Origin of the sequence: Embleya sp. NBC_00896 (assembly GCF_045207785.1) — a bacterium.
In the GTDB taxonomy this organism is placed as follows: domain Bacteria; phylum Actinomycetota; class Actinomycetes; order Streptomycetales; family Streptomycetaceae; genus Embleya.
Genome location: NZ_CP108777.1, coordinates 1,101,291 through 1,118,214, shown reverse-complemented (window position 1 = coordinate 1,118,214; position 16,924 = coordinate 1,101,291). Strand labels below are relative to the sequence as shown.

At 71.7% G+C, this 16,924-nt stretch carries 13 protein-coding genes and 1 riboswitch; of the genes, 5 read left to right on the top strand and 8 right to left on the bottom strand.

From position 1 onward, the window contains the following. The first annotated feature begins 97 nt into the window (after positions 1–97). Entirely contained in the window at positions 98–658 is a 561-nt protein-coding gene (locus OG928_RS38235; protein ID WP_331766595.1) for a hypothetical protein, read from the top strand. A gap of 28 nt (positions 659–686) precedes the next feature. Here the strand turns inward: OG928_RS38235 and OG928_RS38230 are convergent, their stop codons facing one another. Next, on the bottom strand, positions 687–1,994 hold the full coding sequence (locus OG928_RS38230; RefSeq protein WP_331766594.1) for an ROK family transcriptional regulator: 1,308 nt from the start codon (positions 1,992–1,994) through the stop codon (positions 687–689). Between the two features lie 269 nt (positions 1,995–2,263). On the opposite strand from OG928_RS38230, the gene OG928_RS38225 reads away from it, so the two are divergent. Further along, on the top strand, positions 2,264–3,769 hold the full coding sequence (locus tag OG928_RS38225; protein WP_331766593.1) for an APC family permease: 1,506 nt from the start codon (positions 2,264–2,266) through the stop codon (positions 3,767–3,769). An 86-nt stretch (positions 3,770–3,855) separates the two neighbouring features. Next, positions 3,856–4,767, top strand: a complete 912-nt coding sequence (locus OG928_RS38220; RefSeq protein ID WP_331768261.1) for an ROK family protein — start codon at positions 3,856–3,858, stop codon at positions 4,765–4,767. An 83-nt stretch (positions 4,768–4,850) separates the two neighbouring features. On the opposite strand, the gene OG928_RS38215 is transcribed toward OG928_RS38220, so the two are convergent. The 5 genes from OG928_RS38215 to OG928_RS38195 all read right to left on the bottom strand — a co-directional run bounded on the left by OG928_RS38215 (position 4,851) and on the right by OG928_RS38195 (position 9,837). Continuing rightward, positions 4,851–6,908: a serine/threonine-protein kinase gene (locus tag OG928_RS38215; protein WP_331766592.1), complete on the bottom strand. Its 2,058-nt coding sequence runs from the start codon at positions 6,906–6,908 to the stop codon at positions 4,851–4,853. A 165-nt stretch (positions 6,909–7,073) separates the two neighbouring features. Next, positions 7,074–7,889, bottom strand: coding sequence for an MBL fold metallo-hydrolase (locus tag OG928_RS38210; protein ID WP_331766591.1), 816 nt, complete (start codon positions 7,887–7,889; stop codon positions 7,074–7,076). A 103-nt stretch (positions 7,890–7,992) separates the two neighbouring features. Further along, positions 7,993–8,577, bottom strand: a complete 585-nt coding sequence (locus tag OG928_RS38205; protein ID WP_331766590.1) for a TetR/AcrR family transcriptional regulator — start codon at positions 8,575–8,577, stop codon at positions 7,993–7,995. Positions 8,578–8,676: 99 nt separating this feature from the next. After that, positions 8,677–9,246: a GNAT family N-acetyltransferase gene (locus OG928_RS38200; RefSeq protein WP_331766589.1), complete on the bottom strand. Its 570-nt coding sequence runs from the start codon at positions 9,244–9,246 to the stop codon at positions 8,677–8,679. 207 nt (positions 9,247–9,453) lie between these two features. Then, positions 9,454–9,837, bottom strand: coding sequence for an ACT domain-containing protein (locus tag OG928_RS38195; protein WP_331766588.1), 384 nt, complete (start codon positions 9,835–9,837; stop codon positions 9,454–9,456). A 282-nt stretch (positions 9,838–10,119) separates the two neighbouring features. Between OG928_RS38195 and OG928_RS38190 the strand changes: the two genes are divergently transcribed. Continuing rightward, positions 10,120–12,471, top strand: coding sequence for a PQQ-binding-like beta-propeller repeat protein (locus tag OG928_RS38190; protein ID WP_406291574.1), 2,352 nt, complete (start codon positions 10,120–10,122; stop codon positions 12,469–12,471). Positions 12,472–12,606: 135 nt separating this feature from the next. Here the strand turns inward: OG928_RS38190 and OG928_RS38185 are convergent, their stop codons facing one another. Further along, on the bottom strand, positions 12,607–13,566 hold the full coding sequence (locus OG928_RS38185) for an NlpC/P60 family protein (protein WP_331766586.1): 960 nt from the start codon (positions 13,564–13,566) through the stop codon (positions 12,607–12,609). Positions 13,567–13,572: 6 nt separating this feature from the next. Beyond that, a riboswitch (cyclic di-AMP (ydaO/yuaA leader) is annotated at positions 13,573–13,731 on the bottom strand. A gap of 1,512 nt (positions 13,732–15,243) precedes the next feature. Between OG928_RS38185 and OG928_RS38180 the strand changes: the two genes are divergently transcribed. After that, positions 15,244–16,017: a TIGR03084 family metal-binding protein gene (locus OG928_RS38180; RefSeq protein ID WP_331766585.1), complete on the top strand. Its 774-nt coding sequence runs from the start codon at positions 15,244–15,246 to the stop codon at positions 16,015–16,017. A gap of 57 nt (positions 16,018–16,074) precedes the next feature. Here the strand turns inward: OG928_RS38180 and OG928_RS38175 are convergent, their stop codons facing one another. After that, complete coding sequence (locus OG928_RS38175; protein ID WP_406291573.1) at positions 16,075–16,917, bottom strand: WD40 repeat domain-containing protein; 843 nt, start codon at positions 16,915–16,917, stop codon at positions 16,075–16,077. Positions 16,918–16,924: the final 7 nt, after the last annotated feature.

The following is a 16,924-nucleotide window of genomic DNA, read 5'->3' as shown; positions in this document are numbered from 1 at the left end:
GGCACGGCGGCGCGTCGGGCGACCTGACATCGCCCGATCGAAGACCACCCCCGTTGCGTGCGTCGGCCACGCTAGGAGTGCCATCGACGAGGTGTCAATGGTCTATACCAAACCGAATATTGGTCCAGACCTCGAAGAAAGTGGACGGCCGGGAGCCGCTTTCGAATACCAACCGGGTGTTAGCGTCGCGGGCACGCAGGACACCGACTTCCCCACCTGGTACGCCTTTCGCACCCCCGAGTCGGTGGGCGCCCTCCGCCACTCGCACTACGGGTACGGCCACAACCCGTGGACCGGCAGCGACCTGATCCGGGCCGCACCCGACATCATCAGCCCACTGCCGGACGCGGAGCACGCCTGCGCCGGACCGAACGCCACGGACCTCGACCAGGCCACCGAATGGGTGCGCGAGCACATCCCCGGCCTCGCGCCGGAACCGGTCCGGCGAAGCACCTGCGTCGCCGCGCGCCCGGCCGATCCGGCCCGGGAGTTCTTCCTCGGCCCGCTGCCCGAACGGGTGCCCGACGGTGAACGCGTCGTGGTCCAAGCGGCGGGCTGGGCCTTCAATTTCGTCCCGATGTTCGGGCGTTTGAGGACGAAGCCCGAGAAGCCACCCGACGCTCGACCCCAGCCGAACCCCAGCCCGACCGGCGCTTGAGGACAAAAGCCCGGCGCAGCCCACACCCTCACGGCACCAGCCCCATCGCGTGGTGCGCGAACACCCGATCCCGAGCCACCGAAACCGCCGTAGCGACCGCGCCCAAGAGCACCGCCTCCTCCCCGAGGGAACTCGCCGCCATCCGCGGCCGCAACGGCGTCAACTCATGGAGCGTCGACGTCATCGGCCCCAACAACAGATCCGCGTTGGCACCGATCCCCCCACCCAGCACCACCAGTTCCGGATCCAGCACCGCCGTGACCGCCGCGACCACATGCGCGAGCCGCTGCGCCTCGTGCCGCACCGCGCTCGCCGCCGGTTCCAGACCGCGCCGCGCCGCGTCGAACACCCCCTTCGCGCTGAGCGGTCCAACCATCCCGAGCGCCCGCGCCCCCCGCACGACGGCATCCGCGGATACCGCGTCCTCCAGCATTCCGCGCCGCGACACCACGCCGTCGGGGGCGTCCTCGGCGACATCCGAGGGCCGCGGCGACAACGGCAGGAAGCCGATCTCGCCGGCCGCCCCGTTCGCCCCCGGGAACAACCGCCCCTCGGCGACGATGCCCATGCCCAGACCGGTGCCCACCGTGACGTACACGAAGAGCGGGCAACCCACCCCCGCGCCGGAGTGGTACTCGCCGAGCGCCGCCAGGTTCGCGTCGTTGACGATCTCGACCGTGGTGCCGAGCGCGACCTCCATCCGCCCGCGCAGCCCGGGGCGTCCCCACCCGGGCAGGTTGACGGCGTAGCGGATCCGATCGGCCGCGCGGTCGTACACGCCCGGGCAGCCGATCACCGTGTGCACGACGGCGGACGCTTCCAGGCCGGCGTCGGCGACGACCGCGTGCGCGAGGTTGGTGGCGGTGGCGAGCATGGTCGCCGAACTGCGGGCCCGGTTGGGGCGATCCTGCCGGGCGAGCAGGTTGCCGTCGAGGTCGGCCACGGCCACCCGGATCCAGGCCCGCCCGACGTCGATGCCCACGACGTACCCCGCCGTCGGATCGGGTTCGTACAGCAGCGCGGCCCGACCGCGCGCGCCGGTCTCCAGGCCCACCGCCCGGACCAGGCCCGCGCGTTCGAGCGTGTCCAGGGCGGTGGACACGGTCGGCTTGGACAGCCCCGTGTCGCGGGCCAGTTGCGCGCGCGAGATCGGTGCGGCCGCGCGGACCCGGTCCAGCAACACGCGTTCGTTGATGCTGCGCAACACGCCCCGATTCCAGTGCGCGCCGGCCCCTCCGACGCCGCCGCCGACGTCACCGGCGGCGACCGGTCCGGCGGCAACGGCACCGTCATCGGCGGGGGTTTCGGCTGTCGGCGGGGTCCCACCTGCGGTCATCGGGCTCTCCGTCAGTGGTGATACGGGTCGTCGCGTCACTGTAACGGCGTGGCGCGTGCTCTCGAGCGGCTACGGCGCGGCACCCGATCCGTCACGGAAGGGCAAAGACGCGGGTCGAATCCCCGTTCGCTCTTGACGCGGTTTTAGTAAAGGAATTTTACTTTACAAACGGAGCTCGGCGGCTGCCCGGAGCACCACGAAGTCCCGTTCCTCGCACCACCTTTCAGACCCCTGGAGTCCCCAGGGCGTCCCTCTCCAGGAGGTCCACGGTGAGCGCTGGTCCGAGAGCGGTCGCGCCGGACGGCGGATTCGTCCGCCGCATCGGCCTGTTCCAGGCGACCGCGATCAACATGAGTCAGATGTGCGGCATCGGGCCGTTCGTCACCATCCCGCTGATGGTCGGCACGTTCGGCGGCCCCCAGGCCATCCTCGGCTTCCTCGCCGGCGCGCTGCTCGCCCTCGCCGACGGCCTGATCTGGGCCGAACTCGGCGCGGCGATGCCCGGCGCCGGCGGCACCTACATCTATCTCCGCGAGGCGTTCCAGTACCGCACCGGACGGCTGATGCCGTTCCTGTTCGTCTGGACGGCGATCCTGTTCATCCCGCTGATCATGTCCACCGGCGTGCTCGGCATGGTCCAGTACCTGCAATACCTGTGGCCGTCGATGAACCAGACCGAGGGCGACCTCGTCGGCGTCGGCGTGGTGGTCCTGGTGGTGCTGCTGCTGTGGCGCAAGATCGAGTCGATCGGCCTGCTCAGCACCGTGATGTGGGTCGTCATGCTGATCAGCGTCGGCGCCGTGATCATCGCCTCGTACACGCACTTCCACCCGAGCATGGCCTTCGACTACCCCGACGGCGCGTTCGACCTGGGCACCACCGGCTTCTGGCTCGCGTTCGTCGGCGGCCTCAACATCGGGATCTACGACTACCTCGGCTACAACACGACCGCGTACGTCGGCGCCGAGGTCAAGGATCCCGGCCGGGTGCTGCCGCGCTCGATCGTCTACTCGATCGTCGGCATCATGGGCATCTACCTGATCATGCAGATCGGCGTGCTCGGCGTCACCGACACCGACACGATCTCCGGCTCGTCCTCGATCGGCTCGCTGGTCCTGGAGAAGGCATGGGGCAAGGGCGCGGCGCAGACCGTGACCGTACTCATCCTGATCACCGCGTTCGCGTCCGTGTTCGCCGGCCTGCTCGGCGGCTCCCGGGTGCCCTACGACGCGGCGCGCGACAAGGTGTTCTTCAAGCAGTTCGCCCGCCTGCACCCCAGGCACCGATTCCCGACCGTGGGCCTGCTCACGATGGGCGTGGTGACCGCGGCCGGCTTCCTGATCGGCAACCACACCGACTTCAACACGATCATCGTGCTGCTCACCGCCGTCATGGTGATCGTCCAGGCGGTCTCGCAGGTCGCGGCCCTGATCGTGCTCCGCCGCCGGCAACCGAACCTGCGCCGCCCGTACCGGATGTGGCTCTATCCGGTCCCGGCCCTGGTCGCGCTCGTCGGCTGGGTCGCGATCTTCTGCTACGCCGACAGGAATTCGCCCGGCCGGCACCCGATCGAGTGGGCGCTGGCGTGGGTTGCGCTGGGCTGCGCAGCCTTCCTGGTCTGGGCGAAGGTCGAGAAGACCTGGCCGTTCGGGCCGCGCGAGATCACCGAGGAGTACCTCGCCGACTCCCGCGCGGACGCGACCGGCACCGCCGACGGCACCGACGCGCCCGATACCACCGGCCCGGCCGGCACCGCCGTCACGGAGCCCGCGTGACGGCGCTCGACCGAAGCCCCGGACCCACGACGCCCGTCCCCACGCCGGAGCGAGCCGTCGCCCGCTCCGGCGCGGGCGACGCGTTCGTGTGCGGCATCGATTTCGGCGGTACCAAGATCGCGATCGGCACCGCGCGCCCCGACGGCACGATGCTCGCGACACGGCGCCTGGCCACCGACGCGCGCGAGGGCGCGGAACAGGCGGTCCGGCGCGCGGTGGACGCGGCCCGCGCGCTGATCGAGCGGACCGTCGAGGAGACCGGCGGACACTGCCCGGCCGTCGGCGCGGTCAGTCCCGGCATCGTGCTGCCCGACCGGATCCTGCTCGCCCCCAACGTGCCCGGGTGGCAGGACCTCGCGCTGGCGGGCACTCTGGCCGACGGGTTCGGCCTGGGGCCCGGACAGGTCACCGTGGGCAACGACGCCAAGGCCGCCGCGCTCGCCGAGTCCCGTTGGGGCAGCCTGCGCGGCGCGGACCCGGCCGTCCTGTTGACCGTCGGCACCGGGATCGCCGCGGCGATCGTGATCGGCGGCCGGGTCCTGGGCGGGGCGCACGGCGCGGCTGGTGAGATCGGGTATCTCCTGCGTGGCCGCCAGGACATCGGGTTCGGCGCGGGCCACGCGCCCCTGGAGGAGTACGCGTCCGGCATCGGACTGGCCGCCCGGGGCGCCGAGTTGCTCGGTCGCGAGGTCGACGCCGCCGCGGTCTTCGCTGACCGGGACCCGCGCGTGCGAGCCCTGGTCGACGAGGCGTTGGACGAACTGGCCGTGCACGTCGCGAATCTCGCCACCACGCTGGACGCGGAACGCGTCGCCGTCACCGGCGGCCTCATGCGCTCGGCGCCGCGCGTGCTGGCCGCGCTGCGCCGACGGGCCGGCGAGGCGGTCCCGTTCCCGCCGGTCGTGGTGCCCGCCCGCTTCCTCCAGGACGCGGCGTTGCGCGGAGCGCTGTCCCTGGCCGTGGAACTGCTGCTCGATCCGGCGGCGCGGGCGACGTAGCGCGCGTCCTCGCCCCCGGCCGGGTCCGGATCGGCGTGAGGCGTGAGGCGCGAAGCGTGAGGTGCACGAGGAGCCGAATCGTCCTACCCCGTAGGTCGGTTCGGAGCGGCGCCCGTGGTCGCGTCGATCGCGGACAACCGGCCGTCGGCGCTGCACACGCAGACGACCCCGCCCGCGGTGACGGGTGAGTGCGTCTTCGCGCCCGCGCGCCACCGCCAGCGTTCGGTGCCCGTGGCGGCGTCCACCGCGTACAGATGCTCGTCGGAGCAGACATAGACCACCCCGTCCGCGACCGCGGGTGGCGACAGGTGGCTGCGACCGATTTGGAACCGCCAACGCACGGCGCCGGTCGACGCGTCGAAGGCGCACAGGAAGACATGGCGGCTCACGACGTACACCGTGCCGTCGGCTACCACCGGTCGCGACGGGGCGGTTGCCAGGTCGGCCCGCCACCGTTCGGTGCCCGTGCCGGCGTCCACGGCGTGCAACCGATTCCGGCTGGAGGCGACGTAGAGCGTGGACGCCGCGAACGTCGGTGGTGTGGGCGCGGCCATCATGCCGCCGATCCGCAGCTTCCACCGCTCGACGCGGCGCATGGTGTCGATCGCGATCAGGTGACCGGGGACGCCGGCGAACAGGGTCTCCCCGTGGAAGGCCGGCTCGCCCTGCGGCAGTCCGCGCAGGTCCAGGCGCCAGGCGTTGGTGCCGGTGGCCGCGTCGAGGGCGATCAGGCCCTGCTGCGGGAACGCGCCGGTGAACAGCGTGCCGCCGGCGAGCCCCATCAACGGGACACCGATCGTGCGCCCTCGGTCGACCCGCCACTTCCCGGTGCCGGTGACCGCGTCGAAGGCGTACACGGATTTCCCGTTGGTGGTGACGTACACGACGCCGTCCCGCACGATGGGCGGGACGGGGATCGAGCCGTCCAGCCGGAACCGCCAACGCGGCTCACCGGTGGCCACGTCCACGGCCAGGATCTCCCGGTCGTCGGAACCGACGTACACGATGCCGTCCGCCAGCGCCGCCGGGGACAGCGTCCTGCGGCCGGCCGGGTAGCTCCAGGGCCGCCAGGAGGTGGGCGGCCGCACGGCCGGCGCCGGGTCGGGGTCGATCGCGGTGCGGGCCCACGGGATCGTGCTCGTTCCCCGGCGGTCGACGGGCGGGGGAGTCGACGGCACGCGCGGCTCGGTCACCGGCGGTGCGACATCGACGGGTGGTCCGGCGCCGATCGGGACCTCCGCGTCCAACGCCGACCCGGCCGCCCGCAGCAGCCGATGCGCGATGCGCACGGGCAGCCAGTCCGGATCCGGCGCCCGCAACCGGGCGCGGTCCGCGTCCGGCAGGAGCGTCAGCGCTTCCCGTGCCGTGGGCCGCCGGGCGGGGTCCTTGTCCAGGCAGGCCCGGAGCAGGTCCAGGTAGGCGGCCGGCACGCCGTCCAGGTCGGGTTCGCGCAGCGCGATGTTGGCCAGCAGCACCGGCAACGACCCGGCGCCGAACGGCGCGCGCCCGGTGGCGGCGTACGCGAGGACCGCGCCGTACGAGAACACGTCGCTCGCGGGTCCCACGTCCCCGCTGTCGAACTGCTCGGGGGACATGAAGCCGAGGGTGCCGACGGTCAGTCCGGTCGCGGTGAGCGTACTCAGGCCCGAGACGAGCGCGATGCCGAAGTCGATCACGTGTGGGCCGTCCGCGGACAGCAGCACGTTCGACGGCTTCAGGTCCCGGTGTACGAGGCCGACCGCGTGGATGCCGTCGAGCGCGACCGCCAGGCCGCCCGCGAGTTGGCCGAGACCGCGCTCGGGGAAGGCGCCGTAGTCGCCGAGCGCGTCGGCCAGGGACAGGCCGGGGATGTACACCGTGGCCAGCCACGGCATGTCGGCGCCAGGATCCGCGTCGACCACGGGGGCGGTGAATCGCGCGTCCACCGACCGCGCCGCGGTGACCTCGCGCGCGAACCGACGGCGGAACTCCCCGGCGCCCGCGGTGTCGTCGAGCAGGTCGGCGCGGATCACCTTCACCGCGACGGCCCGTCCCGTCGCCGACCGGCCGAGGTAGACCCGGCCCATGCCGCCGACCCCAAGCCGCGCCAACAGCCGGTAACCGCCCACCTGTTGCGGATCATCCGCTTGCAAATCCCGCACGCCCGGCACCCCTTGGCTCGTCCCGCCGCGATTCCTTGGATCGTCACCCTTTCATGGGTGCGGCGGGGCGGCGGGGCGGCGGTGTGGCGGGGCCGGACGGGGTGCGAACGGCCCCGGGCGGCGTCGGCGGCCGGGAACGGATCCGCTGCCCGGGCCCGGGCAGGGCTACTTCGTGCCGTAGCGCCGGAATTCCCACGGGTCGTGGGACGAGAAGACGTCGACCTTGTCGCCGTGCAGACGGGCAACCTCGCGCAGGCGGGCGTGGTTGCCGAGGCGGAGCGGGCGGTCGACCTCGCCGCCGACCTGGACGAGATCGAGCAGCGGATGCGAGCGGGGATCGTCCGGGTCGACCTCGCCGTGGTAGAAGTACGCGTCGCCGGCGTGCAGCAGCCAACGGTCGCCGGTGTCCACGGCGACGGCGCTGTGGCCCTCGGTGTGGCCGCCGAGCGGGACGAGCAGGATCTCCTCCGGCAGGCCGTCGAGCCGGCGCACCGCGTCGAAGCCGAACCAGGGATCGCCCTGTCGGCTCGCGTACGTCGCCCAGATCGGGCCGTGCGCCAGTTGCGCGGCGCGGTAGCGGTCGACGCCGCCGGCGATGCCCGCCTCGTACTCGCTCTTGTGGACGTGCACCTTGGCGTGCGGGAAGTCGGCGAGGCCGCCGGCGTGGTCGCGGTCGAGGTGGGTGAGCACGATGTGTCGGACGTCCTCGGGGGCGAAGCCCAGTCGCCGGACCTGGCGTACGGCGGTCTCGTCCAGGTCGAGGACGGGCGCCGCGAAGCCGACCCACTCCGCGCCGAGGTAGTCGTTCGGGTACAGGACGTCGTTGGTGCCCAGGCCGGTCTCCACCAGGACGAGCCCGGCGGAGTCGGTCTCGATCAGGAGGCAGTGGCAGACCACCCGGGCGGGGAGCAGCGGGCTGTCGGGGCCGTCCGCGGGGTTGATCTCGATCATGGAGCCGCAGTTGAGGTGATGTACGCGCATCGTGCCGATCCCTTTTCGATGGTTCGGTTGTTACGTCGTCCGGTCGTCCGGGCGCTGTCGCCGGCCCTCGGTCGGGCGGGCCGGGTGCTCTGGGCCGGGTGGTCTATCGCGCGCTGACCGTCTGCTCGATCAGGGTGCCGAGTTGGTCGCCGACCTCGTGGAGGGCGGCGGTGTCGTGGCGGACCTTGGCGAGCAGGATCGCGCCCTGCAACGACGACACGATCAACGTCGCGAGCGGCGCGGCGGCCGGCGCGGCCACCCCCCAGCGGGACAGCGCGAGGGCGAGGCCGTCCAGCCACGCGGTGTAGGTCAGATCGCAGGACGCGCGGATCGGCTCGCTGTCGGCCGCCGCCTCCAGCGCGACCGTGGCGACCGGGCAGCCGCCGTGGAAGTCGGACACGACGAGGTTGTCCGCGAACAGCGCGGCGATCCCGGCGAGCGCGGCCCGCGGCCCCGGGGCGTCCCGTACCACGGCGGCGATCCGCTCGCCGAGTTCGCCACCGGACCGGGCGATCGCCTCGGCGGCGAGCTGCTCCTTGCCGCCGGGAAAGTGGAAGTAGAGCGACCCTTTGGGCGCGTTGCTCTCGGCCAGCACCTGATTGAGCCCGGTCCCCGAGTAGCCCTGCCGCTGGAAGAGCGCCGCGGCGGTCCCGAGGACCCGCTCACGCGTGTCGTTGTTTCTTGCCATGCGTCGATAGTAGGTAGACCGGTCTAGAAAAACTAGACCGGTCTACCTATTTTTTGATCCGTCGGCGTGCCGGGCACACCACGGGAACGTCAAGCGGGCCTACGACGAGGAGCCGTTACCCGCCGGCGGCAGCAGCAGCATCGCGTCGTACACCGGCGACTCGGGGGCGTGCCTGATCGGGCCGAGGATCCGGTACCCCCATCGGCCGTACGCGGAGTGCGCGGGCTCGTTGTCCACGATGCAGGTCAGCGTCGTCCAGCCCTCATTGCGGCCAGCGACGACGGCCGCGTGCAGTCGGCGCCCGACGCCGTGTCCCGCGGCGTCGGGCCGGACCATCAACTCCCGCAGCCAGAACACGTCTTCGCGTTCGGCCGCGCGCACCGCCGCAGCGGGCCGGGCAGCCGCGAGCGAGTCCCACCACGGCTGCGCGGGGTCGAGGGTGACGCCGTGTACGTAGCCCGCGAGCCGCCCGTCGACGCGCGCGGTGACGACCTCGAAACCGTTCATGGCCAAGGCGCCGCGCAGCCGCTGCGCAAACCTGTCCACGGCGAAGAACGGGTCCCCGGCGTAGGGCGGCCCGCCGTACACGTCGGCGTAGACGTCCACCAGTTCGTCGGCGATCGCGGCGGCGTCCCGGTCGCGACAATGCCGCAGTTCGATCTCTGTCACGGCACCATCATCACCCTTGCGGGTGGCGCCGAGGCCGCCGCGACGCCCGATCGACGCCGTGGCGGTCGACGAGGCCGACCCGGAACACCTCGACCGCCGCGGTGGGGCCGCACGGCGATGCGGGCGTCCGCGTCGACGGCGCCCCGGCGGCGGTTCGCGCCCCGCGCCCCGCGCTCGCGTACGGCACCCGACCCGCCCGGACGGGGCCTACCCCGCCGCGTCGACGATCGTGTGGCCGGCGGCCCGCAACGCGACCGTCGCGGCGTCCCACTTCGGCTCCGGGACCAGGACCAGGTCGGCGTGATAGGTCGAGGCGACGAACACGGGGACGCCGGCCGCCGCCAACGGGCCGACGACCGAGGCGAGCAGGCCCGGGACGTCGAGACCGTGCCCCGCGTCGGCGTCGTACAGGCCGACCCACCGATCCGCGGGCGCGGTGTCGGGGGCGGCCTCGCGGATCACGGTCAGACCCTCGGGGGCCCGGACCAGCGCGATCCACGCGTCGTCGAGCGGTCCCCGGCGATTCGGCGCGTGCTCCAGGGCGTAGGCGGCGACCTGCACGCGCAGGCGAAGGCGGGGGGTCGAACTCATGAGGGCACCGATCCTGATCGCTTGCTGATCGTTTCCCGATCGCTCGGCGGGGGCGGATCGCCCCGGCGAGCGATCGACGATACGAATCGCACGACGCGCGACGGTCGGCGGGGTACTCGACCGGGTCGCCCGGCCGGTCCGGTGCACGATCGCGTCGACTTCGCGTCGGGGAACCACGGCGAACGGAACCCCGTCGCGGTCTTTGGGTACGGGTGTTCGGTTCGCGTCGGAGAACCACGGCGACCGGAACCCCGTCGCGGTCTCCGCGGTCTCCGGGTACGGGTGTTCGGCCGGGCGGCGGGTCGGCGCGCGTTCGTCGCCGAGGGCTCCGCCGTCGCGCCGATGCCGGCGGTCGAGGGGCTGTGGCAGGGTTGCCTGCGATCGTCGGGGCGGATGCGGGGAGTGACGTCGGGGATGGAGCCGTTGCGGGCGGGCGACCCGGTCGCCGTGGGGGAGTTCCGGATTCTGGGCCGACTCGGCACCGGCGGAATGGGCCGGGTCTACCTGGGCCGTTCGGCGACCGGGCGCGCGGTGGCCGTCAAGCTGATCCGGGCCGACCTGCTGGACGAGGGTGGTGGCGAGTTCCGCCGGCGGTTCGCCCGGGAGGTGGCCGCCGCGCGGGCGGTGGACGCGCGCTACACGGCGGCCGTGGTCGCGGCCGACGCGCACGCCGACATGCCGTGGCTGGCCACCGCGTACATCCCGGGCATGCCGCTCGGCGACGCGGTCGAGCGGTACGGCGCGCTGCCCGAGCGCACCCTGGGCCGGCTCGCGGGCGGCCTGGCCGTCGCGCTGAAGGGCATCCACGCCGCCGGGTTGGTGCACCGCGACCTCAAGCCGTCGAACGTACTGCTCGCGGTCGCCGGGCCACGCGTGATCGACTTCGGCATCGCGTCGGTCTCCGGGATGACCACGCTGACCGCCACCGGGCAAACCGTCGGCACCTTCGGCTTCATGTCGCCGGAGCAGTTCGAACGAGCCGACGTCGGCCCGCCGAGCGACGTGTTCTCCTGCGGCGCGGTGCTCGCGTACGCGGCGACCGGTCGGCTGCCGTTCGGGAGCGGACCACTGCCGGTGCTGCTCGCGAACATCGCGCTGCGGGAGCCCGACCTGGACGGCGTGCCCGCCGGGTACGCCGACCTGCTGCGGGAGTGCCTGGCGAAGCAGCCCGACGACCGGCCGAGCGTGACCGATCTGCTCGGCCTGCTCGACGGGTTGCCCGACGCCGTCGGATCGGTCCGGACGGGCCGGCCGGACCCGGACTGGTTGCCGATCGACATCGCGCACGAACTGCTGCGCACGGCGAGTGCGGCGCTGGACGCGGACGGGCCGGCGGCGGCGGACGGTGCGGAGTCCGTGCCGGATCCCGGGTCGGACCCCGCGGCGCCGGCGCCGAGTCGGGAGCCCGCGGCGTCCGTACCCGCACCGGTGCCCGAAGCGGTGCCCGAACCCGCACCGATACCCGAACCCGAACCCGACCCCGACCCCGAACCCGCACCGGTGCCCCCGCCCCCGCCTGCCGACGACCCGCTCCCCGCGGTCCCGCCGCCCCCGTCCGCCGACCGCGTTCCCGAGCTCGTCAACCTCGCCTGGCAGCGCACGTTGGTCCGACCCGGCGGCCCGACCCCGACGCCAAGGCCGCCGGCGGGATGGCAGCCGTGGCGGTTCCCGATCGGGCGCAAGGCCGTGGCGCTGCCGACAGTCGCGGACGGCGTGCTGTACCTGTCGAGCGCCGACGGGCACCTGTACGCGATCGACGCCGCCGACGGGGCGCCGCGGTGGCGCGCGAAGGTCGGTGGCTCGGCGCCGTCGCCTCCGTGCGTGCGGGACGGGTTGGTCGTTGTGCACGGAGCGGGGTTGGTCGCGTTCGGGCCGGCCGACGGCGGCCGGCTCTGGCAGTTCGCCACGGGCCTGTTCAGCCACGGCACACCGGCCCTCGCCGACGGCGTCGTGTACCTCTCCACCAAGGGCACCAACAACCTCGTCGCGGTGGACGCGGCCACCGGATTGGCCAAGCGGCGCTGGAGCACCCACGGACTCCTGCACGGCGCCCCGATCGTGGCGGGGCGTCGGCTGTTCGCGAGCACGATGACCGGCCTGGTCGTCGCCGTGAACGTGCGCTCCGGCCAGACCAAGTGGACCCACGACGCGCGCCCAGCCTCGCAGGCCGCCTTCCTCACCGAACCGGCGCTCGCCGACGACATGTTGTGCGTCGCCGGCACCGACGGCCGGCTGATCGCGCTCGACCCGGCCACGGGGGTGCGGCGGTGGGTGACATCGGGCCTGGGTCCGATCCGGAGCCGACCCGTGTTGGCGGGCACCCGGGCCTACGTCGGCTCCGCCGGCAACGCCCTGCACGCCGTCGACACGGCCACCGGCCGATCGGTTTGGCGCTTCGCCACGGGTGGGCCGATCCCGACCTCGCCGGCCGTCGCGGCGGGAGTCGTGTACGCGTGCGGCCAGGACGGCACCGTGTACGCGGTGGACGCGGCGGACGGCACCGAGCGTTGGCGCTGCCGGCCGGGCGGGGTGCCGTACGGCCCGGTCGTCGCGGGCGAGGTGGTCTACGTGTGCAGCACGGACCGGCACCTGTACGCGATCGACGCCGGCACGGGGGCGGTCGCCGGCGGGTGACATGGAGCGGCGCCGCACGCCCCGACCGTCATCGGGGCGCACGGCGCCGAACTGCTGTCCCACTATGCGGTTCTCACGCGGTGCGGTTACCACTCACCGCTTGCCGCGCTGTCCGCTGCCGCCGTTCCGGTGCGATCAGGCCGGGCGGGTGGCGCCGGCGATCGGCATGGTGTTGATCGAGGAGATCTCGACCGACTTGCGCGGGTTGGGCGCGTGGATCATCTTGCCGTCGCCGATGTAGATGCCGACGTGGCTGATGCCCGAGTAGAAGAAGACCAGGTCACCGGGCTTGAGGTTCGAGATCGACACGTGCGTGTCGGCCGTGAACTGCGCGGTGGTCACGCGGGGCAGCGAGATGCCCGCGCTCTTGTACGCGGCCTGGACGAGACCGGAGCAGTCGAACGCGTTCGGGCCGGTGGCGCCGTACACGTAGGGCTTGCCGAGCTGGGCGCGGGCGTAGGCCACGGCCTTGGCGGCCGCGGTCGACTGGCCGGCCGAGGACGTCGGCGCCTGGGCGCCCTTCGAGCCACCGGTGGTGGTCGACGGCTTGGCCGGGGTCTTGGTGGCGGGCTTGACCGCCGGCTTGGCCGCCTTGGGGGTGGTCTTGCCGGGGGTCGTGGTCGTCTTCGGCTTGACGGTGATGCTCGGCTTGGCCGGGGCGTCCGCCTTGGGGAGCACGGGCGCGGCACCGGTCAGGCGCAGGGTCTGGCCGATCTGGATCAGGTCCGGGCCGGAGAGCAGCACGTCGCGGTTGAGCTCGTACAAGCTCTGCCAGCCACCGGAGACCTTGTTCGTGGCGGCGAGCTGGAACAGCGTGTCGCCGGCCTTGACCACGTAATCGGCCTTGTCGGCCGGGGCGGTGGTGGCCTGCGGCGCGGCGGCTTCGGCCGGGGCGGGGGCCGACTCGACCGCGGTGGGGGCCCCGGTCAGCACGTTCGCGGCCGGCTGCTCGGAAGCCGAGGGGGCCTGGGCGAGGGCCGGGCCGGCGGTGGCCACGGGGATCACGGCACCCATGCCCGCGATGCCGACCGCCGCGACGAAGCGGCGGACGTTGGTGGGTCGAGCGGCGCGATGGCGACCGTTTGTGGACAGCATGAAATGGGGTCCTCTCCTGTCGCCTACGAGGTGAGCTGTCGGATTCGGACTGGAGCAGCCCGGTCGCGCAGCACGCGACTTCACCCCTAGCCGTCACCGGAACGATCCCGGCCACGGCGATTCACCTGGTTCCCCCGCTCCCGTCGGATTCTTCGATCTCGACACCCGCTGCCGGCGACGGGATTCGGCGTACCGGCGGCAGGGTTCACCCGAAAGGTGAATCGGCGAGCACGGTAGGCAAGCCGGAAGCGAGATCACAACCGAATCGCCGACTTTGCCCGACCTGGACACGGCCGGTCGGCGCGACTTCACACGGTGAGCCGGCTCGGCGCATACGCGGTGACGAGGGCATATGGCAGAGAGTGGCGTGACCAACCGATAACGCAAAATAATCGAAATTCGTCGCGCGAACCGGGAACCGAATTTCACCCGGAAGTCAGTTATAGAGTTTATGTCCGTTTTATGCATGCGGGATACATCACACTCGGCCGGTGTGCGGGGCCGCGCGTGCGCGACGTCGCGGGGCGGCGGGCCCGGCGAGGATCGCCCTCGACGCGGACGCATCCGCCGGGGCTGCGTGGTCGGTTCTGGGGCGGGTGTGGGGCGAGGGGTTCCCGAGGCGGAATCGGACGTCGAACGGGAGCGCGGAGGTCCTGACGCGCGGTCGCGCGGGCGACGCCGTGACGCCGCGACGGCCGGCGGGCGCCTTGCGCGTGATCCCCCGATTCCCGTTGCGGGACGACCCGGATTGGCCGGCCGGCCATCACCGCCGGCGAGATTGCGGTGCTGAATGCCGGGATTTGTGGTAAATCCCCAGTCGAGCAGGAGATTGGCGGCATGTTCCGGTTCGCCACCGGCTCGGCCGGATTTACGAATGAGACTTCGGTATTGGTCGGGAAGTCCGGTCCGGGCAATCGAGTGGCGATTTGACGCGTATTCGAGCGTTCGTCGATGACGGAAGAACTTGTGCCGGACTTTCGGTACGGGGCGGGCGGCATCTCGAAGGGAAGATTCCGCACCCTCATGGAGCCGGCGCTGTCCCTCCGCGGCGTGGTTTCGACGCGGTTCCGCTTCCATGTAACAGCCGCCGACTACCGCGTCTTGATCAGCTCGTGGATGGAAGCCGGTGCTCTGCGTCGCGGTGCCGGCCGAGACCAACCGCGTCGAACTCGTCCCGGTGGACGCCCGTGTGGTGACCCCGAGCTGCCGCAGCGCCTGAGGGGTGGCACACCGGTGACCTTGCGGATGCCCATGCCGGAAAAGCACGAAGGGCATCTACGATGCAGTGGTGGATCCAGCAGAAACCACGGTAGACGACGAATCCGGTGCGGCTCCCTCGAAGCCGCACCGGCTTTCGTATCCCGGCGGAGGACGGACCGCACGGCAGAACACATCACCTCGCGGCCTCGCGGGTTCAGGTGTCGCGTATTTCCGGTCTTGTAATGAGTCCATCCGTTCCCTCATGTCGTTCGCACCGCCGTGATACCGGCGGATCGCTGCGTAGAGCTCGATGGGGACATCGGCGTTCACTCCGCCGAGCACACGCAGCCGCCCACCGCGAAGGGTTCACCTGCGGTCAAAACTCACGAACAACACCCCCGCTGCCCCGATGGTGTGGTCACAACAAACCAACAAATGCGGTCACATCACGCCGACAAAACCAGAAGGTGATATTGGATGCTGAACTACGACCTTGACATATCTGGTCTGGAGCGCGACGTTGCTCTGCCCGACTTGGTGGCTGAAGGAGATGAGCTCGACGCCCTGGTATCAGCGCAGTCCGACTGGACCAAGCCCACACCGGCAGCGGGGTGGACGATCGCCCACCAGATCGCTCATCTTGCTTCAGCTGATGCGAACGTTGTCATCGCTGTCCGGACCCCGGAGGCGTTCGACGCCGTGCTGAAGCAGGTAGAAGCCGCGGGCAGCCAATATGCCGATCTCGACGCCGCAGCGGGAGCAGCCGAACCTCGATCGGTACTGCTGGAACGATGGCGCACTGGTCGAACCGAGGCGGCGGCGGCGCTACGTGACGCGCCCCGGGACCATGGGTTTCCTTGGTACGGCTCGCAGGTGACCGCAGCACTCATGGCACCGCTTCGACTAATGGAAGTGTGGGCCCACGGGCAGGACATTTTCGATGCACTGGGTGTCTCACGCCGTCCGACGGGTCGGCTCCGGCATGTGGCCTCATTGGGAGTGATAGGACGAGAGCTGTCGTTCTATGCCGCCCAGCTGCCTTCTCCGGCAGAGCCGTTCCGCGTCGAGCTGGCCGGTCCCGACGGCCAAACCTGGGCATGGGGCCCAGAGAATGCGATGCAGCGGGTACAGGGCAGTGCCCTCGACTTCTGCCTTCGAGTCACCCAACGCAGGTCCCGAGCCGAGACCGACCTCACGGCGGTCGGTGAGGATGCGCAGAAGTGGCTGGATAACGCACGCGTTTTCCTCTGAAGAGGTCAGTGCCGAACCGGCATAACGTGGGCAGCGTGCTTGCCGCCGGCGAGGCTTTCAGTCGTCCCGCCCACCAGACGGCGGCAACGAAACCGCGTCGAACCGGGTAAATGCCAAGCCGGGGCCGGCTGTCGGCTCGGCCGGCAGGCCGACGCGGAAGAGGTGGATCTCGTTGTCGACGATGGCCGCCAACCGGGCGCCGTCGGGCGACCAAGCGAGGGCTCGGGTCCTGGTCCCGGCCTGCGTGTGGTCCTTCGTCGGGCGTCGCATGATGAGCTCACCGTCGGCGACCCGGTAGATGTCCGGTGTGCACTTCCCCTCATCGTTCAAGTCCTGCGCTGCCACGGCCAGGTACGCTCCATCCGGGCTCGCCGCCACCGCGTCCAGCCAACTGCCCGACACAGCAAAGGCGTTCAGGATCCGTCCGGTGGCGTGCTCGATCACGTGGACCTGTAGGCCCTGGGCGACGAACATTCGGGTCTCGTCCGCGCTGAAGGCGACGCTCGTGACCCTGTGTGACTCATCACCGAGCCGCACCGTGCGTTCCGGCGTGGACTGGCCGGAGACGAAGTCCACCCGGCCGCCGGGGCCGTACTCGACCCGGAAGCGGCCGGTGCGCGAGCGTGCGCGGCCCTCAAGAGGCTGGCGCCCGACCGGCACAGCCGCCGCGACGGCTACGGTCTCGGCCTCGTCATCGTCAACGCCGTGGCCCACGCCCACCACGCCACCCTCACCACCAGCGCACGCCCCGAAGGGGGTCTGGCCGTCACCGTCGGGTTCGCACACCCATCTCACCCGAATCCCCAACGTCAGATGGGCAATTACGCAGAACTCGCGACCTGACGCATATCGACGTAACAGCAGCGCCCGGTCCCGGTCGCAGGTCGTCGCCGCGAACAATGGTGGA